This is a genomic window from Mucilaginibacter sp. (assembly GCF_041660805.1).
Classification (GTDB): Bacteria; Bacteroidota; Bacteroidia; order Sphingobacteriales; family Sphingobacteriaceae; genus Mucilaginibacter.
Map to the genome: position 1 here is coordinate 157,516 of NZ_JBAZVP010000002.1, position 25,829 is coordinate 183,344.

A 25,829-nucleotide genomic window follows, 5' to 3' on the forward strand; every position below is an offset into this window, starting at 1 on the left:
GCAACATTTTATTTACTGCTTGATGGATTATTTTTAATAATGATTGATAAAGAGACAAATGGATTTCTGCAATTATTTAATGTGTTTATTGGAAATAAACAATTGCCTGTCAACCTCAATAAAAGCGTTTAGCACCTTATCAAGATGTTCTTTGGTATGTGTAGCCATGATATTCATCCTGATGCGCGCATTCTTTTTGGACACGGCCGGGTACATGATCGGGTTGGTATAGATCCCTAATTTTAACAATAACCTGCCCGCTTCCAATGTTTTCATAATATCGCCTACCTTGACAGGAACTACGGCGGAGGCGGTTGTACCAACGTCAAATCCTAAGCTGATCAATCCATTTTTCAAATAATTTATATTTTCCCAAAGACGTTCCTTCCAAATGGGTTCTTCGTCGATCAGGTCAATGGCTTTTAGGATACCCATTACGGAGGGTGTGGCGGTAGTAGAAAACAAGTGCTGTTTAGACTGGTATTTCAGGTAGGTAATAAGCTCAGGGCTGGCAATAACGTAGCCGCCGATGTTGCCAAGCGCCTTACTAAAGGTGCCGGTAATGATATCGACTTTATCAAAGGCATTGTACATTTCGATTACGCCCCGGCCCGTATTACCGACAACCCCTATGCCATGGGCATCGTCAACAACCAGGTAAGCGCCATAACGGTGCGTCAATTCTGCGATTTCATCAATCGGTGCCACGTCCCCATCCTGGCTGTAAACGCCATCGATAATCACCATTTTGGTGCGGTAATTGTCTTTTGCATGTTTAAGTACATGTTCCAGCATAACCAGGTCATTGTGCAGGAAAGTCTTTGCCGTGGTGGTATTGAGCACACCTTCGTATACACTGGCGTGTACATTCATATCCAGGATGGCAATGTCGTTCTTTTTAGGATCGTTATCTTTATTATCCCTATACAGGATACATTGAAGGGTCGCACTATTAGCCGTGTAACCGGTGGTATAGAGTATTGCATCTGTTCGGTTATAAAACGCTGCTATTTTTTTTTCAAGTTGTTCATGATAGACAAAATGCCCGCCGATTGCCGGAGGTGCCCCGGAACCTGTACCGAACATTTCCACCCCTTTTATGACCGCTGACTTGACCAGCGGGTGTTGGCTAAATCCGAGATAGTCATTGGATACCAAACAGACACACCAGGTCGGGTGGCTATCGCCTGGCAGCATTAAATTCATTTCCGGTCCAACCGGGGACAGCGATTCAATACGGTAATTGAGATGCCCGTTATCTTTTAGGAAATTAAGATATGCTACAAATTCCTTAGCAGTAGCGTAGATATCCTGCTCTGGAATATTTTCAAAATCCTTGAAGCTTGCCGTTGTAAAATCAATTGCTTTCATACTTATAAAATTTAGATGTAGAACTAAAAATAAGTCTCGGAAAATTGAAAAACTGGGACATGCAACTTTTTTTTAACATTTTATTAACCATTAGTAAATATTTTACGATGTCCCCGTTTTTGAGATTCTGGTCATTTATTTTTGCAACCTTTCTTTCAAAAGCCTTTTTTTCGTGCTAATGATTTGAATTGATGAGAAGTTGAACCATTAAATAGTCTGTAATATGAATACAGAAAGACTAATAAAATTCATAACTGAGCATGGCGATCTATCGCCAGAGTTAATTACTGACCTGGAAGGAAGGTTGAAAGAAGAATATTATAAAACGCATCAAATCCTTCATGCTGCCGGGCAACAGGAAAACCGCATTTATTTTTTAGAAAAAGGGCTAATCAGAAATTATTATTATGACCATCATGGCAATGAACACACGGTCAAGTTTTGGGAAGCAAATGACATCTTGTTTTCCTATCAGGGCTATTATGCAGTGCCGTCCTATTTCTACACGGAAATCATAGAGGCATCTACGCTAATTACGTTAAGTTATACCTCATTGCGCGAACTGGATACTAAATACCCTGAAACTACAGGCCTCATTAAAAACATGCTGCTCCGTTATCAGCACGAGGAATATGAAATACAAAAATTGATAGCCCTACCACCGGAAGAACGATATATCACTCTTCGTACAAAAAGACCCAATCTTTTCAAAAAAGTGCCGGCGAGAATAATAGCATCCTACCTTCACCTCACCAGGGAAACCCTTACCCGTTACATCAGCCGTAACTAAGATTACCATAAAACGATTTTCAATTGTGATTTGCATCACACTTCACTGAGAAAATTTCATTTAAAACTGCGAGAAACCTCCTTGTAAATAGCGATTTGAATCACAAGGCCGAAACAAACCGCCTGCGTAATTTTACAACGCAGTTTACCTAGCTATGAAAAGTAAAACCGTCACCGATATCATTTCCTTTTTGCTCATACTACTATTTGTGTATACCGCGACGAGCAAACTAATTGATTTTAACCAATTCAAAGGGCAGATGTACAATCAAACGCTACCGCACCCCGTGGAAACATTATTAATTTGGACACTTCCGGAAATCGAAATTGTAACGGCGTTGCTTTTGCTTTTTGAGAAAACTAAAGTTTACGGCTTTTATTTGTCCCTTTTCCTTATGACGATATTTACAGGATATATCGCTTTAGTGCTTTTAAACTATTTCGGCCGTGTACCTTGCTCTTGTGGCGGGGTAATTAAAGCCCTTGGCTGGAAAATGCATCTTGTATTTAATCTTTGCTTCCTGCTGTTAAGTATCCTCGCCATATTCATTACAAACAGAGAAAGGAGGCTTGTTGTTAAAGAAGAATAAAATACAAACGCCTTTCACCAGCAACAGTTTGCTGCAGATGAAATGCACAGGCGGAGCCGAAAACCCGAAAACAGAGTAGGCAACAAATCTCAAATACACACTGAAGTTTTTCTGAATGTTTTTTGATTTAATAAAGCATTCGATATTATGAAAAAACAAATTTTAGGAGTACTGGCAATTGTTATTGCAGTTACTGCAAGTGCATTTACTACAAGTCATAATGTAGCCCACAAAAAAAAAGCAGCCCTGTATTGGTATAAAGTTACCTATGACGCGATGCATACTGGCGGTTATATCCCTAATGAGGATGCGTTTTATGTACAGTCCGAAAAAAGCCAGGTCAATTCACCTTGCGCATCAGGCACTGTAAAAGACTGTTTACGCGGATTTTCTTCTGAACTGACTTCATTCCCCGAAAGTTCCGGGGGTACCGACGACATCAAAAAGCCTAATTAAGGCAATAACGTAAAAAAGAAAGCCATAATCGTTTATATGGCTTTCTTTTTTAGAATCCTTTCCGGTTTAACGCTTTGTCTAAATGAGGTTTCCGGCCTGCTAATAAATCCTTTATAGCCTGTTTATCTAAATGAGTTGTTACTGCCCTGACAATTCCCGATGGGTCAATCACGATAACGTACGGACAAGGGCCTACTTCAAACCGATGGAAGAGTACCGAATCATAAGCAATCGGCAAATTAATATTCAGGTTTTTTTTGAGCTTCGGGTATAAATCATGAATTACTTTATTATCCGAGCGATGCGTGTACCTTGAACCGGTATAACCGACAAGCATAAAGCATATCTGCTTCGGGAACAGTTTCGACAAACTGTCCAGTCCCGGCATCCTTTCCAAGCAAACTGAACAATAACGATTCCAACAATCCAGGACCAGCCACCGGCCTTTAAAGTCTTTTAATGACATTTTGCTTCTTGAATAATACTGCACATCTTCGAAAATAAAGGAAGGGCATTTTCGGCCGATTTTAGGATATGAAGTAGTATCTATTTCTTTGCATATGGGAGTTGCACAAAGTAGATGCAGTGTTAAAATTAATTGAATCATTGCTTTTTCTTTTATACTTTAATAACCTGGGTTTTGCGTCAGAAATGGATTAAGCTTGATCTCTGCAAGGGGGATTGGGTATAACGCATCGCTTGGTTGCCACGAATCGCCTTTTAATACACTGAGCGTAATATCAATCGTTCCTGTTCTTTTGAGGTCCAGCCAGCGGCTCCCCCATTCTGTAAAGAGTTCCACCTGTCTTTCCTGTTTAATTGCCTGTAGTAAGTCTGATTGCCTGATTGCGGGTGAAGTGCCTAATCCGGCGCGGTTTCTGATCTTGTTAAGATCAGCCAATGCTTCGGCTAATTTATTTTGCTGGGCTGCTGCTTCCGCGCGATCCAAATAAATTTCACCCAATCGCAATACAACTTCATTTTCGGTAACTGTCGTGCTGTTTCTTATCTTGTATTTGTACGGGTAATAATAAGTGATTCCATTAGCCACACTTTTGTTTACCCAACTGGTTCTCCGGCTATCGCCTGGCTGAAATGCATTCAATAGCGAAGCTGTGAGCATGAATGAAGGTTTTGAAGATGAAGTAAGGGGATTGAATGTCATACCTTCGGAGGTATTGCTGCTTGGCCTCCCTAACTGGAAAATCGTTTCGGCAGAAGTGTTGAGAAACACTTTATTGACATCAGCTTCCAGTCGGTAATTGCCGGAACTAATCACTGTTGTTGCCGCTGCTTCCGCATTTGTCCAATCTTTTTGAGACAGGTAAATCCTGGCCAATAGCGCAGCGGCGGCCATTTCGTTTGGTCTTAAATTGGAGGCACTCCCATAACTGTCCGCAAGTAATTGCTTGGCTTCAACTAAATCAGCGGATAGTTGTTGAAATATCTTTTCCGTGGATGTCCTCGGAGCGGAACCGTTTACGGTATAATCGGCAGTTAACAACAATGGCACATCGCCAAACAAGCTAACAAGGTAATAGTAGTTAAGAGCTCTGGTGAACAGCATTTCCCCACGCAACTGGTTCTTTAACGCCACTGACATTCCAGTGGAGTTCTTAATTCCTTCCATAACGGAATTTGTCTGATAGATATACTTATAGGCTGCTGTCCAGAACTTTGTCTCTACATCATCGTTATCTGCTAAAAGTGCGTTGGTCCGAAAAACGTCATAACTTGGATTTGGATTAACATTGCTGATTTCATCAGCCGACAAACCGGCAAAAACTGTGATCGCGCCATTCAGGTAGGTTAGGTTATAAGTAACCATTTGATTGTAAACTCCAACGGTTGCAGCAGTAGCGGAGGGATCAGCAGCAAATACGTTTTCCGAAACTGCCTGTGTTTTCGGTGGGTCGATGTCTACGAATTTTTTGCAGGAGGCGATTGAAGCGATAAGCCCCATGGCTATGACAAAAAGTAACTGTTTTTGATTTTTCATGGTTGTTACATTAAAAATTAAACTGGATGCCGCCAACGATTGTCCGTAGCGGCGGCAATACGTAAAAATTCTGAGTTTCGGGATCGGAGCCTTTAAAATGAGTGATCGTAAAAACATTTTGTGCTTCAACAAATAACCGGCAATTCTGGATATGGGTCTTACTTAACAAGGTTAAGGGCAGACGATACGAGAGGGAAACATTTTTAAGGCGAATAAAAGAGGCATCCGAGTAAATTCCGTTTGAATAGCTCATTTGGCCTATTGCCGAATAGGCGTCGGTATACCCTGATGTAAATTGTTGAACCAGCGCTATGTTTCCCGGCTTTTGCCATCTGTTTAAAACCAAATTAGGCTGGTTATAAATCCATCCCGGAGGATTAAACGCTAATTGACTCAGATAATTTGCACCTAATTGTTTTCGAAACTCAAAGAAGAAAGTCAGATCGAATTGCTTATAGGTAACATTATTTTGGAGGCCACCATAATATTTAGGGTCAAGGTTACCAAGTACCTGGTAATCATCCGTAGTTAACTGCCCGTCCTTGTTCTTATCATCGTAAGCATATAATCCGGTTTGAGGATCAACGCCATTATATTTCAGGGCATAAATCAAGTTTAGGGATTGACCGATTACATAACGGCTGCTATAGCTGGAACTGCTTAAATTAGGAAAGGCAAGCAGCTTATTTTTAGGGATGGTCAGGCTGAATGAAGTTGTCCAGGTGAAATCTTTTTTATGAAAGTTCTTAGTTGCAAGCGTAAACTCCCATCCGGAATTACTGACCAGGCCAGGGAAATTACGGACAACATTAAAGAAGCCGGTCTGGCTTGGCAGGGAATAACTGATAAGCTGATTATCACTACGGTTATTGTAATAAGCGGTGGTAAACAACAGGTCATCATGGAAAAAACCGAGCTCTAAAGCCGCTTCCGCCTTCTTATTGATCTCCCATTTATAGTCAGGGTTGTAAAGCCCTTTAGGGTATAGACCCGATAATCCGTCGTAAGTATTAAATGTATTAGACCATAAGTTTAAGAATTTATAATCACCGATCTGGTCATTACCCGTACGGCCATAACTGCCTCTTAATTTTCCAAAGCTTAAGAAAGGGAGTGAATTTTTAACGAACGGTTCATTAGTAAATAACCAGGCGCCACCCACAGCACCAAAATTTGCAAACCTGTTTTCAGGCGCAAACCTGCTGGAGCCGTCTCTGCGGGCTGTAATGTTTAGTATATATTTATCGTGGAGGTTGTAATTGATGCGGCCAAAAAATGCAGTGTAACGGTATTGTACAAAATCGTTGAAGGCGTTGATCACTGGTGCCGCAGCAATGGAATTAAGAAGCAGATCGGAATTATAATTACTTCCATACATGGAACTCATGGTGCCAGATCTGTTCTGAAATGTACTTCCGATCAATATATCCAGTTTATCATGGGCTGTGCTCCGGTTATACTCAAGCTGCGGTTCAATTATCCAGTTCTTATTTTCCGAGCTGGCGAAGGCTGCCGATGGCAGTGTCCCGAAGTTGGGATCAATAGCAGTGGAAGGCGTTGTGCTTGTTTCATTCGAACTGAATGTATTATAGCCCAGGCTGGTACGAAAAACCAGATTAGGAAGTATCTTGTAACTTAGCTGCATATTTCCAAGCAGGTTCTCGTTGACAGACTGATACTTCTGCAAAAGCAGCGACAGCGGATTGACAATATCACTGCCCAGTGAAGAATATACAACACCGCCGTCCTCCCAGGCCAGTTTTCCTGAACTGTCATACAACTTAAGGTTCGGCGGCAGGTTGATATACCTGGTGAGATCAAATTGCGGCAGTTGATTGTTATCATTTGAATATAGCCCGGAAAACAACAGATTGAAACGTTTATCGGCAGAAGAATGGGTTACGCTGAAATGAACCGATGCTACAGCATCTGAAAAATCACTGCCGTATGCAGTTGTTTCCCTGTGGTAACCGCCACCAACCAGGAATTGCGTATTTTCATTACCACCGGAGACAGACGCCTGAACATCCGTTGCATACGCGGGTTTGCCGATCAGCAGCTTTTTAAAGTTGGTATAACGCGTAGTATCCCATAATGTAATATCGGGTGCAAATCCCGGATCACCAGGATTATTGCTCAGTGGAATACCATCATTAGCGAAAGCCTCTTTTCGCATTTGTACATACTGCTGCGTGTTCAACAGATTTACGGAACGCCCGACTTTACTGACCCCTGTATTGGCGCTTATATTAAATTTTGTTGCGCCGGCCTTACCTTTTTTTGTCGTGATCAGGATAACACCATTCGCGCCGCGGCTGCCATATATAGCCGTCGCATCGGCATCCTTTAAAACATCTATACTTTGTATATCGGCTGGATTGATGCTGTTAAGCGGACTCAAACCCCCGGCACTTATGGAAATGGGATTGTTCGCCGCTGAATTGATTTGATTTGTGGCGCTGTTTCCACTCTCAAACGGCACCCCGTCAACTATAAACAACGGGTCATTTTTGGACAAAGTAAGATCAAGTGCGCTTTGGCCCCGGATCTGAACATTAAATGATGATCCGGGAACACCGCTTGTCTGAGAGATGACCATGCCTGGTATTCTTCCTTCCAAAGCGGCCATTACGTTCGATACAGGCTGATTACCCAAGTCATCGGCGGTGACCGTCGTCACGTTACCTGTGTTAAAACGTTTTGTTGTTTTGCCGTATGCGATAATTTGGATTTCATCAAGCGCGTTCGAAGATCGTTTTAATAAAATAACGAGGGGTTTCAGATCAGTTGCTTTTAAAACATACTTGAAATCTTTGTAGCCAATAAAAGTGACTAATAAACTTTGGCCGATTTTCCCCGTAATACTGAACGTACCGTCTGGGCCTGTAATCACTGTTTGCTTATTTTCAAGCAAGTACACTGTTGCGCCGGGCAATGGATTACCTTGTTCATCAGTAATTTTACCCATTACAGGAGCAGGGATAGGGCGCTGGATTTCCTGGGCTGAAAGCTTATAAAAAGGGCAAAGCATAGCCAGTACTATGATTAGTATAATTTTTTTCATGAATTATTCTTTGAGAGTTAAAAAGAAAGAATTAACAAAACAATAGAGAAAAAAATGGCAACCGATTATTAATTAACTAAACTGACTTATTACCAGTTGCCATTGAATAGACTATTCAGGGGCACAGATTTTAAGTTGATAAATGTAATTGGGGAAATGATTCATATTTCAAATGTTTATGCCATTTGAAAAATTATTAATCATTTATTTGAGAGGGTTTACAATAATAGTGGAGCCCACCCAAGTACGCTTTGAAGCCTGTAGGAGGCCGAGGTGCATACAAGAGCGAGCCCACCATTATCGCAAAGATAATGAATGGGCACTTTTCTCTTGCACCTTGCACCTCTAAAAATTCCTACATTTTCAAAGCAAGATCCAAAATCCAAATGCCAGTATAAAGAATTTCACAAGCACTCTCGCGTAAATGACATCGATTACCAATGTTTTTTAATGTTTTGAGTGACCTTGTTTATCAAAATTACATAATTAAACATTATAAACAAATATTTTAACACTAAATTGATGTTATTAATTCGGTATATGGTGTTATTTGCCGCTTCCTAAACTTACGGGTCAGATTTTTGGGCCAATTAATAAATATTATGGCAAAGAAACCGAGAGTTAATCCGTCAAAATTAAAAAGCACTTTGATTTCAATACAGTCGCGATTTGAAACTGGAAAGGTGGATAAAATGGCGGACATTGGTGAAATGTACATGACGGGCATGATCGCGGCTATGGGCATTGGAAATAACGGTTATATCACAAAGTTTAATGCACCAGAAAATTTCACCGTTAATGACTTGCTTAAACTTGCGGATATTTCAAATACGGATGTCGAACTGATTTGGAAAGTGGTTAAGAAACAGGCTTTACAAAATTACAAGAAAAGGGATATCAGTAATTTGCTCGGGGATGAAGAATCTTTAGATGATAATAGTAAATAGGATTTTTTTTAATCCATTTTCAACTTCTGATAATCATACGCATTATTTTTGTCCAATAAGGCTAATTCATCATAGTATTTGTTAGCCAACCCTTTATAAGTATTGTACTTTATCTTTCTATCCGAAATTTGCTTACTTGTAAACTTCCAGGTTTCACTAACCGAAAATCGATAAACCAAATCTGCATAGATCTGGGATCGCAAAACTTTCAGTTTGATATCCTTCATATTTAATGCTATTGCGTGCTCCGCCATATCTTTTGCTATGGTGAGATTTTCAATCGGGTCTTTGGTAAAAGAGGTAGCTTTAGCTAATTGGTTATTGAATTGCTCTAATAATAAGGCCCGCTCAAACAAACTGGTGGTGTCATCCGGATGCGCCCTCAGAATTTTATCGAGACTGTCTACTTTCGCACTGTACTTCTTCGCGTCAGGAGGGCCAAAGCCGCCGTCCTTAATATAAATTACCCCATTTTCTATGACTACATTAAGTTGCGCATCTGCCCGTATGGGGCCCATTAACAATAAAATGGGGATTAGATAAAATATGTTATTCTTCATTTTTTTGAGATTAAAAAAGTACAATCGCGAAGTTAAGTCCCATTTTCGTGCAATGTTGGGACATGTGAAATTTTATTAACCTTCTTGGGACTTGAAAGGAAAGGATGGCACAAAAGGAACTGATCTATATAATAAAAAAGCAGCTAATTTAACCGGGACTGGTCCTTCTCTTCCGCGAGCTTATAAATCTTCTCGATTAAATCAAAGAGGCCTGGTGGCAGATCAATATCCCCGTTCGGTTTAACGAGGTCCGGCCGCTTTTCCGGAAGTTCTTTCAGAAACCAGTCATTCAACTTCTCCTTAAAGGTTTCAAAAGGCACCTTGTTAAAGTAATCCATGATACCGGAAAGCGTGCTAAAATCCGGGGATTCATCGTCTGATAATTTCGCCACCATTTTGCCTTTGTGAATAAAAAGTGTTTATTTATTACAAATATAGAGATATTCTCTATAAAAATAGAGAATAAACAATCATTTAAACATATTTTATATGTAACGAATGTGCGGGTTTATTTTTAAGAAAAAAATAGACTTGCACAAGGAAACGCTCACAAAATTAGGACTTTATTTAGCTAAAAAATCAGTTAATAAGGCAGATGTTGCCAGGAAAACAGGATTAAGCGCATTCAGATTAAGTCAGCTTTCAATTAACCCGAAATCGCAGCTGCGCGTTGATGAGCTTTATCTCATTGCGTTGGCCATAGAGGCTGACCCTGCTGAGATATTATCAGCAGTCTGCATTGATATTGCGCTCCCTCAAAATAAGAGATAGTTGCTGCCCTGCAGGTACATCATAATTACTATGACCTGTCGGCATCTTTATAAGCCCATTCCACGATTTGCCCGATAGCTTTTATGATCTCTTGTTGCCCCTGCTCGGAGGCAATATCCAGGTCTGTAAAAGTACCGCCATTATATATGGTATGTAAGATGGTATAATAGATCCCGCCCACAACCAACGCGCCTATAGCCCTGAAATTTACATTGGAGTTTTTGAAATGGAGGTCTGTAAGTTCAAGGAGCCTTTGACCCATGCTTTCCCTGGCATTGTGAATGCTTTTCATTAACGGACTATTCGCCGTCAGCTCCCAAAGAATCAAGCGCTGCATATCTTTTTCCGCAAAGAAAAAGCTGAACTGGTTTTGAAGAACGCTTGTGATCAATTCTTTGCTACCAGGGAAGTTGGTTGAGTTAATGACCTCGTTTACACGGTTCGTGAACAGGAGCCAGTAATCATTTTCTGCAACATAGGCTTCTATTAATTGATTTAACCCTCCGAAATAGCGGTTGATTAATTTTCTGTCAACGTTCGCCTTCCTTGCAATGTTGCTTGCGCTAAGTGAATCGAATCCTTCGGTCCTGATGACTTCGCCCACTGCCCAAATAAGTTTCCGTTTTGTTTCCTCTTTATCTTTCATATGTATTAATTTGGATATTGCACTTTGCAATATCCAAATATAAATACTAATTTACTTTCCGACACTATTTAATAATTAAATTTGTATTGCAAAACGCAATATCAGTTCTTATGAATGCAGAAATAAATAATCACGGCAGGTCAAATTGCCCGATTAGCCACGCACTTGATCTTTTTGGCGACAAATGGACTTTATTAATTATTAGGGATATTGTTCTTTTTGGAAAGAATAAATTTTCAGAATTTCTGACCTCTGATGAAAGGATCGCCACCAATATTGCACGAAATCGATTACAGAAGCTTACAGAGAATGGATTTTTGACAAAAAAAATCATGACAGGTAAGCACTGGACCATTCCTTATACCTTAACTGAAAAAGCGATTGATCTCGTACCGCTCCTAATTGATTTAACTGAATGGGGCGCAAAATACGGGACGGCCGGCGCCTTGGCCGATCTGGCAGAAAGCATAAACATAAACAAGGAGAAAACCATCGCAGAAATACAAAAAAAATTGCGTGACCAGGTTAGCCTGCCAGCTTAGTGGTTATCAAGTTAACGCCGCAGGTTTAAAAACCTCCTATCGAAAAATAAACCTGCGTGGCATTTAACTTAGTAGCTATAATTGGAGCTAACCATTTCTTTATATTTCTTCCCCAATTGTTCGTGGTCCATGCCTTTGGTATTGGCCAGTGCGACAAAAGACTTTACGACATTCTCTCTGGTACGCCAGCCAAAAGAATACACCAGCGTTTTTTTATTAAAGGTAACGGCTAATGGAATCGGCAAACGTTGGTCGTGCGCACGTTGAATCATGACCATCCGGCAGCAGGTCTGGTGATATTCCTGCTCGTTAAGTACGCCCGAACGCAGGCGGGAGGCTAATTTCTCTAACTGGCAACGGCGCAGATCAGTGATAGGTTTGTGCTTTTTATTTTTCTTTATGCGGGATTTAAGCTGTAGATCAGCTATGAGCATATCTTCGGTATAGCTGGGATAGCGCAAACGTATTTCTGCTAAAGCAAACAGCTTGTTTTTATGATAGATGCGCCTGACAAAATTTTTGCGGGTACGTTGTTCAGATAGCTGCACCTTGCGATGGATAAATGTCTCGTCTGGCCAAACCTTTTTGTCGTTCGGCAATTGCTTGTTTTTAAGGTATTGCCGGAGCAGGAACAGGATGGCCGATCTATTCATTCCCTGCCGCTCTGTTTCCATCAGGTTCACGATTTCGGACGTGGTGAGGCTTTCACTTGCGGCCATCAGTTCCTTGAAATACCTGCTATCTTGGCTTTCCGGTGGCGAGGCCGCTACCCGCGGTTTAGCAATAGGCTGTTTACCGATGGCATACCGTTCCCTAAAACTTTTCAGCTTATCAAAAAAGACCACACCTGTACCGGGGTTTTCTTTGTCCAGTTCTTCTGCTTCCTGTTCTTCCGCATAAATCAGCTTATCCCAATCTTCATATTGGTAACTACACAGGCGAATATTGAAATGGTGATATTCAATTTCCCCCTTGTTCATCGGGCGGGAAAGAAAGGGAACCGCATTTTGCAAGCCCATCGGCCTGCGGTTACGTGACCGCCACAGTTCGGCATCCATGAAAACGTAAATGCGCGGCGGGTATTTGGTTTGGGGTTTAAAATAATAATCCACACGACCTTCCTCTTTTCGTGGTAAGGCGTTTACCCTGTCAAACTCCACTTTCTCACGGGCGGTCATCACAATGCCCTCTTTAATCTTAACCATATCCTTAACTTTTGAAATATGCCTGTGTTTCGGTAAAGCAATCGTGGGCGAAGCCAGGCTTTGCTTTGTTGGAAGTCAGGCGACCCAACACGCCGGACTGCCTGTTGCGGATGAAAGCAGCAAGTGGCAGTCCGGCGCGATTTTTATTTGTTTTTTAGCCTGAGTAGCTTTTGATATAATTTCCCCGACAGGCCAGCCCTCATCCAAAGATTTGAATGAGGGGTCAATGTGTTCATTGTGGCGATAATCATTTATGGCCCACTACCTTTCGGGTGTCTCCGTTGATAATGCGCCCACAGGCTGCACAGGCATATAAGCCTTTCCAGTCGGAACCAATAAGCGGTTCCATTTCCTCACCCTGCGTGTCGCAGGTATAAAAACCATCATCGAAGGCCACATTTGCGCAAAGGCACAGCCATTCCCCGGTGCCGTCCTCCAAACCGATATATTCGGGGTTTTGCAGCAATTCGATGAGCGCAGCTTCACTATCGGCTTGCCGCCAACCACTGCGGTAATTTTCTGCGCCTTTGAGTTTGAAGAAGATATGATATGTCCATTCCTCAACGGGATCGGGCAGCGTTTTGAACCATTCAATTTCAGTATAGGCCATACCCGTTTCGGGTAACTGCTCGGTAACAAACTGACTGATCGCCATTTCCTGTAAATCAGTAGAAAAACACCAAAGCACACCGTCAACCTCGAAAGTCGTAAGCAGAATAATGCCATTGTCTACCACAATACGCCAGTTTTGGTTTCCATCATCCGTAATGGGAATTGCTGCACCATTGTAGATAACAGCGGTGTCGGCGGTCACTTCATAAAATTTATGATCAATCAATGTTTTCATGTTTATCCAGTTTGAGTTTTAATTGTTCTAATTTGTCGTACACATCCTGCCAGTAGGCACGCTGCTTTTCGTCCAGTTGGGCGAATGTTGTTATCTATATGATGGTAATGGCGGTAATCATCGGCTTGTAACAAGGCAAATCCAAATCCGTTACTTCGATCTCCCTGCCGTCTAGGTCTTTAATTTTCATAGTGCGGTTTGATTAAGCGGCTGTCTTTTTGGCTCGGTTGGGCTTCATCGGCATAATGACCGCCAAAGGTTTGGTGACTTTCAAAGGCTGCATCCTGAACTCTTTCAGGTTGACAAAAAATCCCCGGTTGAACAGCATTCCCTCACGGAAAAGCTGCCACAGCAGCGATGCGCCTGTATTGGCCAATGCCGAATTGATAAACAAGTCCTGTTTGGTCAGTGCTTCCGCTAAGGAACAGCTTGGCGTTCTGTCGCTGCTTTCCGAAGCCAGTAACAGTTCCCGAAATTCATCGGTCACCATTGGCAGGGCATCTACGGTATCATACTTTTTCATTTGCGGCTGCGCTACCTTGCCAATGGTGGACAGGATGACCTGCCCTGTAAAACGGCTGTTGCCAAAGTCCATATAGTACACAGGCTTGTTACGGACATTGCCGTAATGCTTGGACAAACCTTTTAAGATGTCGGCAATTTCCAGTCGTGCCTTTACGGTATCTACGCAGGAGATGGTCAGTCCCGCTTGTGCCAGTTCGGGCTGTTCTTTCAAGCTGGCCTTGTCATAACGTGCGGTTACCGCTTTCCAGTTCGTGCCGAAAAACAGGTTGACCCGGTTAATTAAGGCAACGGCTTTGTACTGTTTCAGTTCGGCGGTGGCGAATAACTGCCTGCCGAGGTTGGCACGTTCCACCTTGTCATCGTCAAAGAGGCGGACGAACAGGCCGGGGTGGTTCAGTTCAGTGAGGGCATGGTTCATCCTGCCCAATGCGGTAAGTACCTGGCTGCCCGTACCGCCAGCCCCGATCAGGTTAACGACAATGGGATTGTACGGGTTGAGCCATTCCTTTTCAACAACATGAACGGCTGCGAGGGGCTGTCTTGATTTTATCTTTTTCATCGGATCAACTGGTTAAGGTTTAAGCCACAGCTAAACAGAGTATCGTCAGGAAACTTATTGTTCGTGGTCGTCTGACCTTTCCACAGGTGAACGATATTTTTCCGGGTTCGGGCTTCACCGCCAAGCATGTGGCTGAAATAGCTGCCAAAGAAATATTGCTCCCATTGCATCATGAAATTTTCAAGGTGCGTCCCCTTGTCGATATTGATGTTCACGTTCCCCATACATACGCTGCCATCCTGATAGGTATTAAAATAGGGCGCATGGTACAGTTCCGTTTTACCTGTGGGTTTTGCTTTACCTTTCAGCGCAAAAACACGGAGTTTGTCCCTTGTCGCTTTCCATACCATTGCCGGAACATAGCCTTTCCCGCAGGGTATGCCCAAACTCTCCACAAAGAACAAGTCCCGTTGCTGCGGGGGCGTGTACCAAACGGCGTAACCGTTATTATCGGGGTTGACGTAAAGCAGGTTGTTGGGGTGCAAGCCCTTTGATTTCAGGTAGCCGTTCTGCATTTCTGCGCTGCTTTGCAGCAGTTCGGCCAAGGCGATGCTTTCCTTTAAGGATAAGGGATGTGCGTTAACCGGGTTACCTAACAGGCCAATATCATAGCTTTCCACATACACAGAATTAGTGTCATCCGCGTGGATGTGGCTGTTATTTTCCCGCTCACAATTATAAATGAGCAGGGCTTTATAAGGAATGTATTTGTCGTTAAATTCGTTCGTGATGTTATTCATGGTCGTATTGATTTAAGATGCCACATAATTTATCTATCAGGTCAAAGAGCCGCTTTTCAAAATCCAGATCGTTCAGGACGCTGACCTGCGGGGTGTCAAATAGCTGTATGGATAAGGGTTCATCGGTTACCCCGCATTCTCCAAACTCGTTGTTCACCATATCGAATATCATGTCGTAAAAGCAGTCGTTATTGCTCCACCAAAAGCTGAGGTATTGCTCCATTCTGATACGGTCGGGTTCTTCGGGTTCTACCAGTTCCTCGTGGATGTTGTCAAAAATGGTTCGGGTCGGATATTCCCTGAACAGCGTCAAAAACTGTCCGGCTAAACTTTCGGTTTCCAAATCCCAATTTTCGGTTTCCCTGTACGCTTGAAGGTTGGCTTCCCAATTCGTCAGGCAGCTTTTATCACGGATAAGCGTCAGCAACTGGTTTCCTGCATCGTTCAGCGTTTGCAGCATTTTGTTCTGTTCCTCCCGGTACTGGTTTTCTTCTTCGTCCTCATCGTCCGCTTCGTCTATCCAGTTCTGCATCGTTTCGTAGTGATAGGCCATATAGCTGTCCGCATCCGCATAACAGGGCACCAATGCGATCTGGTACAGGTAGGCATAGACGGATAACAGCATTTGTGTTAATGGCTGCTGCCGTGCGGTCTGCACCAAGTTCCACAATGGCCTCAGCGGGATATAGTACAGGCACATCCCCGTATCAAACCGTTTGAGTACGGCTAAGGTTGCATTGTGGCTGCTGTCCTTCATAATGATACAGTCGGCGGTCTTGTCCTTTTGCGTTAAGGCTTCCTTTACCTGCATATAGGCGGTGGTGACGTTCTGCGGAAAATCTATGGCCGATACATCCGGTTCAGGGATTTCATACACGGCACAGAGGTGGGCAAGTGAGCGGAAAAATTCCGCTTCCACCTGCCTGTAATTTCTCGCCTGTACCGCCCAAAACGGTAAAAACCTGTGTTTCAGAAAACCATTGGTACGATGCCCTGCGGTGCGCTCCTTTTGGGGTTGCGCTGTACCTCTCCGGCGTCCGGCAGTTGGTCGAGCTTTTGGGTGAAATTGGCGAATAGCTGGTGCAGTTTCCATTGGTCTGTGTCTTTAATGATGGGTACTTTACGTTTGATCGGCTGTTTCATGGTCTTTATCCTTTCATTCCCATCGTACTTTCAAACCGGTACTGTATCTGGTCGTTCCTGATTTCGGGGCCAACGATCTTAGCGTTGGTCAGGATGGGATAGGTAGCCGAATAAAAGGTCATGACCGCTTCGGGTGCAAACCCCTCTCCGGGGTCTGTCAATATGATCTCTATGCCGTTTTCCTTGTGCAGGAAAACCCGTTCTAATGTGGTTGTCGCTAACATGGTGTTCGTTTTTAGGAGTTAAATAATGATAATGCCTGTGCCATCTGATTTTTTTTGCGGGTCAGGTCGCCTAACTTCCCTTTCAGTTCCGCTGCCTTTTCGGGGTAATCCTCCGGTGAGGGCAGGATTTCGATAGCTTCGGCATATTTACAGGCTGCATTCAGTTCACTGATTTTTTGCATGGCCTCTGTATAAGCCTTTTTCATATCAGCTGCATTAGGTTTCGGTTCGCCTATTTCGATGTCACCGTTGTCATCTTCTCCGCTTTCGGCAGTTTCAGGTTTTGGTTTCGCTGCGGTCTTGTTCTTTTTATCCTGCACCATTTTCGAGGCCAAACGTGCCTTTTCCAGTTCCTTATGATAGGCATTGAGGTTGTTATACAACCCTGCGGTCTGCTGTACAGGTTGCGTAATGGTTTCAAAAAAACCCTCGTCCAGTTCGGTTGCCGTCCCTTTTAAGAGTATGGGCGGTATGGCTTTGGTTGCATTGTCCGCATTGTGCAAAGCGGTAAATAAGGCGGAGACGGTAAACCCGCCCTGTTCATCGGTATGTAAGGTGAGCTTCCAGTTGCCGGGAACGTTCATTGCTGCTATGTTTTCAAAAAAGTTCGTTTTCATGTCGTGTATTTTTTATGGTCTTTGCTATTCATTCAGTTGGGGTTCGTCGGCTAAGTTGTCTATACGTGTCGCTGTTTTGCCGTCCGAGGTAAACCAGTATTCATTGCTTTCAATGGTTTCCTTTACCGCCGTTTCGCTCGTTTGATATTCGTATTCCTCCCGCAGGGAATAAAAAAGATGGTCGTTCAGCATATTGGCTATTTCCTGTAAACCCTTCTCTAAAATTTCGAGTTGCTTTTCGATGAGCGGGTATTCGTTGCCGTTACAGGGCAAACAGGCATTCAGTTCCGTACGAACGTAATAGCCGTTGCGAGGCTGCTCGATTTTGGGGTTAACGTCCAGTTTGCCCTCTTTAAGCAGCCGGATAATACGGCGGTCCATATCGGGCAGGGCAAAGTCAAGTCTGGCCAGTTCCGCATAGCTTTTCCAGTTTTCCTTGCTAATGGCTTCCCATAACCCGGGCAGGTCGATGGTCGCAGAGAATGTGCTGCCATCGCCCTGCGAATAAAATCCCCTGAAATAGATGCGCTTGGGATTTATGGTTATGCCTATCGTTTTTGCGATAGCGATCACATCATCATAGATAAAATCCCACCAATCAAAATCCACGTTGATGCCGGATAATTCGGCAAGGGCTTTTTCCCTTGCCTTTTCATCCAGTTCGCTAAAGCTGTACAGTTTTAAGTGTATCGTTTTCATTTTACTTCGATGATTAAATGATGTCCGTTTCTGTGAGTATGGTCGGAAAAAGGCAATTGCCGGGGATAACGATAATGCCTGTGTCCCTTATCGTAAAAAAGTCACTCCGTTTATTGGCATAGTTGCGGTAAAGTGCTTTGTAGTCCTCATCTTTAAACAGGGTAACCGCCTCATAGTCTCGGTAATTAATCAGCTTAACCAACTCGTTAAAATCATAGGTCTTTTTTTGCCGGGCGGGCATTAATTCACCGAGTGCAAAGTCTATATCGGGCTTGCCGTTCTTGCCTTTTAAAGTGTAGGTTTTCATAAACCTTGCCCTTTCCTGCGTTCTAAAAGGAGTTCCAGTATTGCCTCGTTATCCTCATAGGTGCTATTTTCAAAGGTGTAAGTGCCTGTATCCACGTCATAATCATAAAGGTCAAAGTCTGACGGCTCTAAATAAATGTCGTTCAGTTCACCCGCTTCATAGGTTGCCTGACCGTAAATCAGGTTGCCCGTTTCTGTATAGTCCAGTATGAAACCTACGCCGTAATGGTCGGCCACCTGTTGCAAGGCGTTGAAGTTTGGTGTCCAACGGGTATCGTAAAACAGCAGGTCGCCGTCCCATTCGATGTTAAAGAACCAATCCTTATCCGGCGTAATGAATGCGGGCATTTGTCCTTTTTCTTCCTGTTTTTCTTTGATGGCCATGTTGGTGAACAGCATGGCTATTTTGTCTATTTGGCTTTGTTCACCTGTGAACTCGGCCATATTTCTGCAGTAGTTTGCCATAATCTTATTTTTTTATGCAGGTGTTTGACCTGCTGTTTTTATTGATTTTGTTTAATCGGTGAACCATACTTGGTCTGTCCTGAATGGCTCGTCTTGTCCCCTGCGGTAATAGTCGATGGATACCCCGGTGTCGTTGTGTTTATACACTACTTTGAGGTTTTCGGAATACATCGTAAGGGTATCATCTTCCTTACTCGAAACCGATAGCAGGTCTTTCAATTTGGTTAGGATTTTCATAGCTGGTGTTTAGGGGTTAAAGAATAAGTCAACGGCTGTTTTAAATTTGGGGTCGGTGTACTTGCCCTTATCCACGTAGGTGGTTAAGCAATGGTGCAGGTACAATGCACCGTAGCCGTCAAATAACTGGTCAGAAAACAATGCGCTGCTTTTTTCAAGTTGCTTGCCGTATTGTTTAATTTTGCGGTCTGCCTGTTCGGAAAGCTGAAACCAAAAATCTACCCCGAACAACTGGTTTTTCCATACTTTGCGCACCTCGTCAGGATGGTCTTTGATAAAGGCTGACAATTCCTGCGCATGGGTTAAGAAGCCGGGTATTTCGTGGATGAATAGGGCGTGTAACAGTTTCGCCTTTTCTACATTGTTGAAGGTGTGTAATGCTTTCATTTGCTGTTGTGTTAAATGGTTGGTGGAATAAAGGCTACTATTCTGCCTGTGATATTGTCGTGGTGTGAAATGATCGTATAGCCAAACCTTGCGATTTCGTCAATGTGAGTTTTCATAATGGCTTGTTCGTTTTCCTCGCCACGTCCCGTAAATCTGTCGGGTTTGCGGTATTTATAGGCAAACTCGTACACGTCCTTGCAATCTGTTACGGCTTCCCTGATTACCCACTTGGGTATATTGTTGCTATTGGTTTCCATCTGCTATGGTTTTAAAATGAGGGGGATTGCTCCCCCTTTGGTTATTAATTGAGGGTTAATGCTTCTGCTCCGCTTTTGGCATAGCCGAGGCATAAATCAAATGCAGCCTGTGTGCGTAGCTGTCCCGTACCGCCGATAATGGATTTTACTTTGGCTTCGTCGTCCTTGTATTCCTTCACATTTTGGAAATAGCCGGTAATGGCGTTGAATGCGCCAAACAAAGTGCCTTTGGTGGTTTCGGTCTGTTGGGTCGGGCTTGCCATTGCGTACATAAAGGCATTATCGCAGATGTTTTTGAACACGGTGGATAGTTCCTCGCCAGTTTTCAGGCTCTTTAACACTTCCTTGCTTGGCGCCATTGCCTGTTGTATCAGCTTCATCACGTCCTTATCGGTGATACGTACCTTTGCCCATTGGTTAAAGATGCCGTCCAGTTCATCGGCCATACCGTTGGATATGCCCATCACCTTGTGGGCAACCTTTAAGCGTTCTTCTGCATTGGCGGTGTGGCGTATCTTGATCGTATTGGAGCTGTTACGGAGTGCTGCGCCGAGGGTATTCTGGCAAACAATTCTAACGGGGGTAAATGCTGCGGTGATACTGCCCGAGCCATCGTGTGAAGTGGTCAGGAAAAGGTATTTTTCGATATAATCATCGCTACCGACTTTGATATAACCGGGCAATTTGGCAGTAATAAAAATGCGTTCGCCGTTGCCCAATGCCCCTGCGGTTTCGTACTGCATCCCGTCCCCGCCTACGATGGCGTCAAAGAAGCTGAATGCGTCCCGGTTCTGTACGATGCTGTAATCCCTGCCCACTACGCCTAAAACCTGCTCGCTATCGGTGCGGATGGTAGCAAAGTAGTTTGGTACTTCTATTTCCGAATGTTCTAATTCATCATCCTTGTTGAGGTAGCCGTTATCTACGGTAAACAAGGGGCGTTTTTCGACGGTATAATCCAGTCCTGCAAATTTTATCGCTTCTGCACTGGTGGGGTAATCTTCTACGATCTGCCCTAATCCGTGCCATGCCTTTTGCTTTACACTGAAAAAACTATGTTGTCCTGTTTGCTCGTTGAAATTGATATTGTGTGCCATGATGGTAATTTTTAATGTTTTTGAAATTGTTAAGTGAATTGCTTAATGGTTTTAGAATGGCAGGTCGTCCTCGTCCTTTGCGTTTACCCCTGCGGTTACGCCTTTTTTTTCTGCGCTGTCGGTAGGGTCGTTTGATTTTGCGATAAGCGAAAAAAGCTTGATCGTGTCGCAGGTGCAAATCAGCCTTGCACGGATGCCGTCTTTTTTGCTTTGGTAGCCCTGCGCTTCCATCCATCCCGAAATTTCCACTACTGCGCCTTTGGTGAGGTATTCGGCTACGCCTGAATTGCGCCAGTAGGCGCAGTCAACGAATGCGGTTTTTTCCTTTTTTTCGCCCGCTTTGTTTTTCCATTTTTGGTTAATGGCTACGGTAAAGTTGGTTACCGTTTTGTCCCCTGTGACCGCATTTACATCTGCGTTTGCGGTTAGTCGTCCTGTGAATAGCATAAATTTTGATTTTTAATGAATAATTATTTCGTTTGCTTTTCCTTTCGCCGCCTTGCCTGATTGATTATTTTTAAAAGAAAAAGGGAAAAAAGAAAGCAAATCGTAAAGCCCGGCAGCGGGCAAAAGGAAATGGAATAATTGGACGGGACCCTCTGGGGAGGCAGCCGTTTATGCCGGACATCTTTTGCAAACCCAACGACAGAACCGGGCTTGATTTTAGCTGCGCTTTTTACCCGTTTCGCCTAAAAATATTCATTGATTAAATAAAAAATGCCATTGGAGCCGTAGGCGATCAAAGCCTCAACCGCTAAGAGAAGAGGCTTAAAACAGCAGGTGAGATGGATTCCCGGCTAAAAAGCAAAAGAAACACCATCGGCAAAGATTAGCGGAGCGATAATCACCCTGATCTGTCAGTCATCCGCCAACTGGCAATTGATGCAGTCATGGCCCAACTCGTCCAGTGCATCCTCTTCGGAGAACATTTCAAGGAAATCGTGCCAGTTTAAAATGTCTTCCCCGCCGGCGAATGCCTGCTGGCTGCGCAGGATCTCAGCGGGTGCCTGTTCCTGTAATCTTGTGATCTCATCAGCGGGTAATAGTTGCTCCGCCCGGATATAATCCGTCATCATGGCGGGCCTGGTTTTCGTACCCCTACGCCAAAGCCCGGCGCAGCCGGCACCTACCTTTTTAAGCTTTGGTTCGTTCTTCATTAACTTTTGGAGTTGCCTGCCGCCAGACGTGCGGACCTTCAATGACCAGGCCCGGTGTTTTGACAGGTAATCAGCCATCAATTCGCCAGCCGTCATGCAACCCTCCAGACGTGGTTTTGCCCTGGCTTCCATCATAACAATGTAGCGGAGGTAATCTTTGCGGTGCCGGTGTAGTTCCTCCGGTTGCGTGGCCGGGCAGAATTTACAGGCCGATTTGGGCGGAATGGGCAAACCTGCCGCTATGATAGACCGTTTGCACGCCTCCCGATCCATGTTCCATTCGATCAAAGGGTACCAGTATTCATACTTGTCATCTTCCAATCCCTGCGCATGTGCGTAACGTTTCCTATCCTTGGGACTGGCATCATAGCCGATCATCTTTCTGACCTTGCCGCCGCTGCGCCAGTAATCCACCGCCATGGACCATTGATCCGCCCATTTGTTCTGCGGAACGACCTTCCATTTCAGGGAGCAGCTCTTGAAACCAAAAGCTAATGAGGGGAGCGTTCCATTGGTGAGGCAATTTTCACCCAATGTTGCATAAGGCGGCCAGTTCTTAAAATTCACCGGCTGGTACCTGACCACCGTTACCTGCGGAAACCCTACCGATTTTAACCAAGCGTTGATCACCGGGAGGTAGTTATAAGTTTCCTGTTTTTCATCGCCGGTATCAGCAAAGAGGATCGCATCGGGGCGGATACCTCTTTTGTGCATTTCTATCAGTGCGGCTGTACTGTCAACGCCCAAGCCATAGGCTACCATCAGGGGTTGCCTGGTTAATTCCTCGATGGTCTTAAACAGGTTGGTTTGTAATGCTTTCATGCCTCCATATTTTTAATAGTGAAAATTTCAAATGAGGAAGCGATAGCCGGTTATGCGTGAGCAAGGCCAAAAAGCAACGCAATAAATGAGGGGTACGTGAGGGCAGGGTTGTGTTTATGGCGGAATTTTTTGGCCGCTCCGAAGCGCATGACCGAACTTTGTGGCACATGCAGAATTTTTATTATTTGTTTATAATGGGAATTTGTGCGGGAAGGGAAAGCATCAGGGATTGGAAGCGTATCCTTCGTTAGAAGATATAGCGGAAAGCCTGGCCCGAAGGGGATGCCATGATGGGTTTCATAACGAAAAGCTGTTAGTTTATAAAAAAAGCAGGTAAGCCGATATTTATGATTAAGAGAGTGAGGTACGAAAATGAAAAGACATTGGGGTTGTCGTTTTTTAGCCTGATCGGTTTTAAGCAGGCTGAAGGCAGTAGTGACGGAGATGCAGCCGGGACTTCAGGTTCTTGTGCGAGCACGGAACGATCATAACCGTAGTATTCCCGAAGATTGGAATTCGTCAAAAAGGGAGTAATATTCTACTGCCGAATTTTCTTCGAGTTCATTTTAAATTATTGTTCCAAAATAAAGTATTTTCCAGTGCATGCTTTTCTGCATGAAAACCCTTCTAAGATTTATAGATAGGATTTTCCTATAAATTACTTGCCGGACTATTTATTTTCCTTCCTGGGATTGATGATTAGTCGTTAATGGCGCGTTGTAATTTATGATATATCAGTACTGAAAGAACAGGATGTGCATTTAGGTCATTGATTATTAATTGTTTAGTTACTGGCATTTTACTTGAACATTATTGAGTGATGTAAAAAGCACTCAAATTCTAACTGTCAGTAACATTCTTATCAATGAACAAACAAATATCACATCTCGACATTCCGACCACGGTAAAAAGACACTTCGCTGTTAAGCCGCATAAAGGAGATGTCGACCGACCTGACCAGGCTTTATTATTCCGGGACGATTTCGCGATCCTGAAAAACACACCTGAACTGACCGATTTCCAGCCGGTAAAGACCGACTATTATAGCATCGCTTTGTGCCTCAACGGGTCATGTCAAAGAACGATCAGTCATTTTATGTTTGAGGTCTATCCGCTCTCCATTCACTTGTTATCCCCCGGACACCTGCACACTTATGCCGATCCGTCCCATGATCTTCACCTCTATCAGGTGCTTTTCAAAAAGGAATTCATAACGGAGGGGTTTATTAAAGAAAACATTCTTGAAAACCTGCTGGAAGTAAATTCGGATTTCGCACCTATTTATGGTATATCTCAACAGGGATTTCGGTCGATCAAGGCGATATATGAGAAAATAGAAGAGGAAATGGCCCATTCCGGTTCCTTTCATTTGCAGATCGTCAAGTTGCTGTTGATCGAACTTTTATACGAGATGAACCGCGCCTGTGAAAAATGCCTGATGGCTTCCAACCGTCATCTGAACCGCCAGTATCAGTTGGTCATAAAGTTCAAAAAACTAATAGATGAGAATTACCTGACCCTTAAAACCGTGCAGGAATATGCCGACTTGTTGTATGTTTCAGCGAAATACCTTACGCAGGTAGTTAAAAGTCAAACCGGCGAAAATGCCTTGAACCTTATTCACAAGCGCCAGTACCGTGAAGCCAGTTACCTGTTAAGTACCTCTTTGCTTAGTATCAAAGAGATCGCCGAACGCTTAAATTTCGATAACAGCTCACATTTTAGCAGGTTCTTTAAGAACCATAGCGGAGTCAATCCCACTGCCTTTAAAGCTTTTTAAAATCAATTTTAATCATGAAGACAGCTTTGAGCAATCCGGTTACTGAAATTATTACTAGCATCAGACCGGCTAAAGGAATATCTATCCAAAACAATATTTCCAATACATATAAAGCCTCAGCGGCAAATAGGGAGAAATTGGATGCTCAAACAGATTTATTGGAATTGATGTGCCTTTCTCACCGGGGTACCTTTGTATTATCATCTCAAAGGAAGAACATTATGAAAGCACTAATTCAAAATTTAATAAAGGCAAGGGTCATCCTTTATTGCTTTGAGGCCTCGCAAATCTTCTGCGTCCTCTTTAGTTAAAGTCCTAAATCTAACACAAATAATAATTATCTATCCATTAAAATTAAAAACACAACATCGTGAAAACATTAAAAAACACCTTTATTTTAATCGCTCTTTTATCAGGATTATCAATCGCTGCAAAAGCACAGGACACCACCAGAAGAGTAAAAACAGAAAGCTACGGCTCGGGGATCCTATTAAGCGCCGGCGTTGAGGCAGGGCTTCCGGTTGGTCACTTACATGACAATTATAATTGGTCTTTCGGTGGTTCACTGGAAGGCGACTTCCCCATCCTGAAAAATCAGCTATATGCCACTTTAAACGCGGGGTATACCAATATCCATCACAACAATGATTCCAGATTAAAGGACATTCAGGAAATTCCTGTGATGGCAGGTATGAAGTATTTTCCGATCAGCCGTTTTTATATACAGGGCCAGGCAGGAGCGTCTTTCTTAACCGACCATTCGGACTTAAACGCGGATAAATCCACTACTTTCGTGTATGCGCCGCAAATCGGCACACTGATCAATTTGGGAAAGTCAAGTTACCTGGATGCCGGCGTAAAGTTTGAGGGCAACACTAAATTTTACGACAACGGCAAAAGCAACAACTTTATAGGCCTGAGAGTAGCTTATGCCTTCAGCCTTTAATAATCCCGACTTGAATTATAAAGGACAGGCTCCAATGGACCTGTCCTTTTTTTATCCATCCCGCTCATCCACATCAATCTG

At 43.4% G+C, this 25,829-nt stretch carries 33 protein-coding genes; 9 read left to right on the forward strand and 24 right to left on the reverse strand.

From position 1 onward, the window contains the following. Positions 1 to 72 precede the first annotated feature (72 nt). Positions 73 to 1,371: an aminotransferase class I/II-fold pyridoxal phosphate-dependent enzyme gene (locus WC743_RS03680; protein ID WP_373010433.1), complete on the reverse strand. Its 1,299-nt coding sequence runs from the start codon at positions 1,369 to 1,371 to the stop codon at positions 73 to 75. A gap of 223 nt (positions 1,372 to 1,594) precedes the next feature. On the opposite strand from WC743_RS03680, the gene WC743_RS03685 reads away from it, so the two are divergent. The 3 genes from WC743_RS03685 (at position 1,595) to WC743_RS03695 (ending at position 3,206) form a co-directional block, all read left to right on the forward strand. Further along, the gene (locus tag WC743_RS03685) at positions 1,595 to 2,161 is read left to right on the forward strand and encodes a Crp/Fnr family transcriptional regulator (protein WP_373010434.1); all 567 of its coding nucleotides are present in this window, start codon (positions 1,595 to 1,597) and stop codon (positions 2,159 to 2,161) included. Positions 2,162 to 2,315: 154 nt separating this feature from the next. Beyond that, positions 2,316 to 2,750, forward strand: a complete 435-nt coding sequence (locus WC743_RS03690) for a MauE/DoxX family redox-associated membrane protein (RefSeq protein WP_373010435.1) — start codon at positions 2,316 to 2,318, stop codon at positions 2,748 to 2,750. Positions 2,751 to 2,897: 147 nt separating this feature from the next. Further along, entirely contained in the window at positions 2,898 to 3,206 is a 309-nt protein-coding gene (locus tag WC743_RS03695) for a hypothetical protein (RefSeq protein WP_373010436.1), read from the forward strand. A 49-nt stretch (positions 3,207 to 3,255) separates the two neighbouring features. On the opposite strand, the gene WC743_RS03700 is transcribed toward WC743_RS03695, so the two are convergent. The 3 genes from WC743_RS03700 to WC743_RS03710 are packed head-to-tail and all read right to left on the reverse strand — an operon-like array spanning position 3,256 to position 8,269. Beyond that, complete coding sequence (locus tag WC743_RS03700) at positions 3,256 to 3,813, reverse strand: TlpA family protein disulfide reductase (protein ID WP_373010437.1); 558 nt, start codon at positions 3,811 to 3,813, stop codon at positions 3,256 to 3,258. A gap of 18 nt (positions 3,814 to 3,831) precedes the next feature. Further along, positions 3,832 to 5,205 (reverse strand): RagB/SusD family nutrient uptake outer membrane protein, encoded by a 1,374-nt coding sequence (locus tag WC743_RS03705; RefSeq protein WP_373010438.1) that lies wholly within the window; start codon positions 5,203 to 5,205, stop codon positions 3,832 to 3,834. Positions 5,206 to 5,215: 10 nt separating this feature from the next. Continuing rightward, entirely contained in the window at positions 5,216 to 8,269 is a 3,054-nt protein-coding gene (locus WC743_RS03710; RefSeq protein WP_373010439.1) for a SusC/RagA family TonB-linked outer membrane protein, read from the reverse strand. Between the two features lie 602 nt (positions 8,270 to 8,871). Between WC743_RS03710 and WC743_RS03715 the strand changes: the two genes are divergently transcribed. Beyond that, positions 8,872 to 9,216, forward strand: a complete 345-nt coding sequence (locus WC743_RS03715) for a hypothetical protein (protein WP_373010440.1) — start codon at positions 8,872 to 8,874, stop codon at positions 9,214 to 9,216. An 8-nt stretch (positions 9,217 to 9,224) separates the two neighbouring features. Here the strand turns inward: WC743_RS03715 and WC743_RS03720 are convergent, their stop codons facing one another. Together WC743_RS03720 and WC743_RS03725 are read right to left on the reverse strand one after the other, a co-directional pair. Next, complete coding sequence (locus WC743_RS03720) at positions 9,225 to 9,776, reverse strand: hypothetical protein (RefSeq protein ID WP_373010441.1); 552 nt, start codon at positions 9,774 to 9,776, stop codon at positions 9,225 to 9,227. Between the two features lie 143 nt (positions 9,777 to 9,919). Beyond that, a complete protein-coding gene (locus tag WC743_RS03725; protein ID WP_373010442.1) occupies positions 9,920 to 10,171 on the reverse strand; it encodes a hypothetical protein in 252 nt (83 codons plus the stop codon). A gap of 103 nt (positions 10,172 to 10,274) precedes the next feature. On the opposite strand from WC743_RS03725, the gene WC743_RS03730 reads away from it, so the two are divergent. Further along, a complete protein-coding gene (locus WC743_RS03730; RefSeq protein WP_373010443.1) occupies positions 10,275 to 10,547 on the forward strand; it encodes a helix-turn-helix domain-containing protein in 273 nt (90 codons plus the stop codon). Between the two features lie 28 nt (positions 10,548 to 10,575). On the opposite strand, the gene WC743_RS03735 is transcribed toward WC743_RS03730, so the two are convergent. Continuing rightward, a complete protein-coding gene (locus tag WC743_RS03735) occupies positions 10,576 to 11,193 on the reverse strand; it encodes a TetR/AcrR family transcriptional regulator (protein ID WP_373010444.1) in 618 nt (205 codons plus the stop codon). A 110-nt stretch (positions 11,194 to 11,303) separates the two neighbouring features. On the opposite strand from WC743_RS03735, the gene WC743_RS03740 reads away from it, so the two are divergent. Next, on the forward strand, positions 11,304 to 11,735 hold the full coding sequence (locus tag WC743_RS03740; RefSeq protein ID WP_373010445.1) for a winged helix-turn-helix transcriptional regulator: 432 nt from the start codon (positions 11,304 to 11,306) through the stop codon (positions 11,733 to 11,735). Positions 11,736 to 11,803: 68 nt separating this feature from the next. Here WC743_RS03740 and WC743_RS03745 read toward each other — a convergent pair whose 3' ends face one another. From WC743_RS03745 to WC743_RS03825, 17 genes are all read right to left on the reverse strand, one after another. Then, on the reverse strand, positions 11,804 to 12,940 hold the full coding sequence (locus WC743_RS03745; RefSeq protein ID WP_373010446.1) for a hypothetical protein: 1,137 nt from the start codon (positions 12,938 to 12,940) through the stop codon (positions 11,804 to 11,806). Positions 12,941 to 13,187: 247 nt separating this feature from the next. Further along, a complete protein-coding gene (locus tag WC743_RS03750) occupies positions 13,188 to 13,787 on the reverse strand; it encodes a hypothetical protein (RefSeq protein WP_373010447.1) in 600 nt (199 codons plus the stop codon). A gap of 202 nt (positions 13,788 to 13,989) precedes the next feature. After that, on the reverse strand, positions 13,990 to 14,871 hold the full coding sequence (locus WC743_RS03755; RefSeq protein ID WP_373010448.1) for a PRTRC system ThiF family protein: 882 nt from the start codon (positions 14,869 to 14,871) through the stop codon (positions 13,990 to 13,992). Then, entirely contained in the window at positions 14,868 to 15,611 is a 744-nt protein-coding gene (locus tag WC743_RS03760; RefSeq protein ID WP_373010449.1) for a PRTRC system protein B, read from the reverse strand. Before WC743_RS03760 ends, WC743_RS03755 begins: the two co-directional genes overlap by 4 nt. Next, positions 15,604 to 16,488, reverse strand: a complete 885-nt coding sequence (locus WC743_RS03765) for a hypothetical protein (RefSeq protein WP_373010450.1) — start codon at positions 16,486 to 16,488, stop codon at positions 15,604 to 15,606. Before WC743_RS03765 ends, WC743_RS03760 begins: the two co-directional genes overlap by 8 nt. Positions 16,489 to 16,580: 92 nt before the next feature. Then, positions 16,581 to 16,754 carry a hypothetical protein gene (locus WC743_RS03770; protein WP_373010451.1) on the reverse strand — a complete coding sequence of 58 codons (174 nt, stop codon included), beginning with the start codon at positions 16,752 to 16,754 and terminating at the stop codon, positions 16,581 to 16,583. 5 nt (positions 16,755 to 16,759) lie between these two features. Then, on the reverse strand, positions 16,760 to 16,978 hold the full coding sequence (locus WC743_RS03775) for a PRTRC system protein C (RefSeq protein WP_373010452.1): 219 nt from the start codon (positions 16,976 to 16,978) through the stop codon (positions 16,760 to 16,762). An 11-nt stretch (positions 16,979 to 16,989) separates the two neighbouring features. Further along, a complete protein-coding gene (locus WC743_RS03780; RefSeq protein ID WP_373010454.1) occupies positions 16,990 to 17,595 on the reverse strand; it encodes a PRTRC system protein E in 606 nt (201 codons plus the stop codon). A 24-nt stretch (positions 17,596 to 17,619) separates the two neighbouring features. Further along, positions 17,620 to 18,294, reverse strand: coding sequence for a hypothetical protein (locus WC743_RS03785; RefSeq protein WP_373010455.1), 675 nt, complete (start codon positions 18,292 to 18,294; stop codon positions 17,620 to 17,622). 13 nt (positions 18,295 to 18,307) lie between these two features. Beyond that, positions 18,308 to 18,601, reverse strand: coding sequence for a hypothetical protein (locus tag WC743_RS03790; protein WP_373010457.1), 294 nt, complete (start codon positions 18,599 to 18,601; stop codon positions 18,308 to 18,310). Continuing rightward, complete coding sequence (locus tag WC743_RS03795) at positions 18,598 to 19,065, reverse strand: hypothetical protein (protein ID WP_373010458.1); 468 nt, start codon at positions 19,063 to 19,065, stop codon at positions 18,598 to 18,600. Before WC743_RS03795 ends, WC743_RS03790 begins: the two co-directional genes overlap by 4 nt. A gap of 51 nt (positions 19,066 to 19,116) precedes the next feature. After that, on the reverse strand, positions 19,117 to 19,302 hold the full coding sequence (locus WC743_RS03800) for a hypothetical protein (protein WP_373010459.1): 186 nt from the start codon (positions 19,300 to 19,302) through the stop codon (positions 19,117 to 19,119). A 9-nt stretch (positions 19,303 to 19,311) separates the two neighbouring features. After that, a complete protein-coding gene (locus WC743_RS03805) occupies positions 19,312 to 19,689 on the reverse strand; it encodes a hypothetical protein (protein ID WP_373010460.1) in 378 nt (125 codons plus the stop codon). Positions 19,690 to 19,700: 11 nt separating this feature from the next. After that, entirely contained in the window at positions 19,701 to 19,946 is a 246-nt protein-coding gene (locus tag WC743_RS03810) for a hypothetical protein (RefSeq protein ID WP_373010462.1), read from the reverse strand. A 44-nt stretch (positions 19,947 to 19,990) separates the two neighbouring features. Then, positions 19,991 to 21,043: a DUF932 domain-containing protein gene (locus WC743_RS03815; RefSeq protein WP_373010463.1), complete on the reverse strand. Its 1,053-nt coding sequence runs from the start codon at positions 21,041 to 21,043 to the stop codon at positions 19,991 to 19,993. A 51-nt stretch (positions 21,044 to 21,094) separates the two neighbouring features. After that, complete coding sequence (locus WC743_RS03820) at positions 21,095 to 21,490, reverse strand: single-stranded DNA-binding protein (RefSeq protein ID WP_373010464.1); 396 nt, start codon at positions 21,488 to 21,490, stop codon at positions 21,095 to 21,097. Positions 21,491 to 21,900: 410 nt separating this feature from the next. After that, positions 21,901 to 23,022: a hypothetical protein gene (locus tag WC743_RS03825; protein WP_373010465.1), complete on the reverse strand. Its 1,122-nt coding sequence runs from the start codon at positions 23,020 to 23,022 to the stop codon at positions 21,901 to 21,903. An 865-nt stretch (positions 23,023 to 23,887) separates the two neighbouring features. Here WC743_RS03825 and WC743_RS03830 point away from each other — a divergent pair. The 3 genes from WC743_RS03830 to WC743_RS03840 are packed head-to-tail and all read left to right on the forward strand — an operon-like array spanning position 23,888 to position 25,748. Next, positions 23,888 to 24,802, forward strand: a complete 915-nt coding sequence (locus WC743_RS03830) for a helix-turn-helix domain-containing protein (RefSeq protein WP_373010466.1) — start codon at positions 23,888 to 23,890, stop codon at positions 24,800 to 24,802. A gap of 14 nt (positions 24,803 to 24,816) precedes the next feature. Further along, positions 24,817 to 25,113: a hypothetical protein gene (locus WC743_RS03835; protein ID WP_373010467.1), complete on the forward strand. Its 297-nt coding sequence runs from the start codon at positions 24,817 to 24,819 to the stop codon at positions 25,111 to 25,113. A gap of 59 nt (positions 25,114 to 25,172) precedes the next feature. After that, entirely contained in the window at positions 25,173 to 25,748 is a 576-nt protein-coding gene (locus WC743_RS03840; RefSeq protein WP_373010468.1) for an outer membrane beta-barrel protein, read from the forward strand. The last annotated feature ends 81 nt before the right edge of the window (positions 25,749 to 25,829 follow it).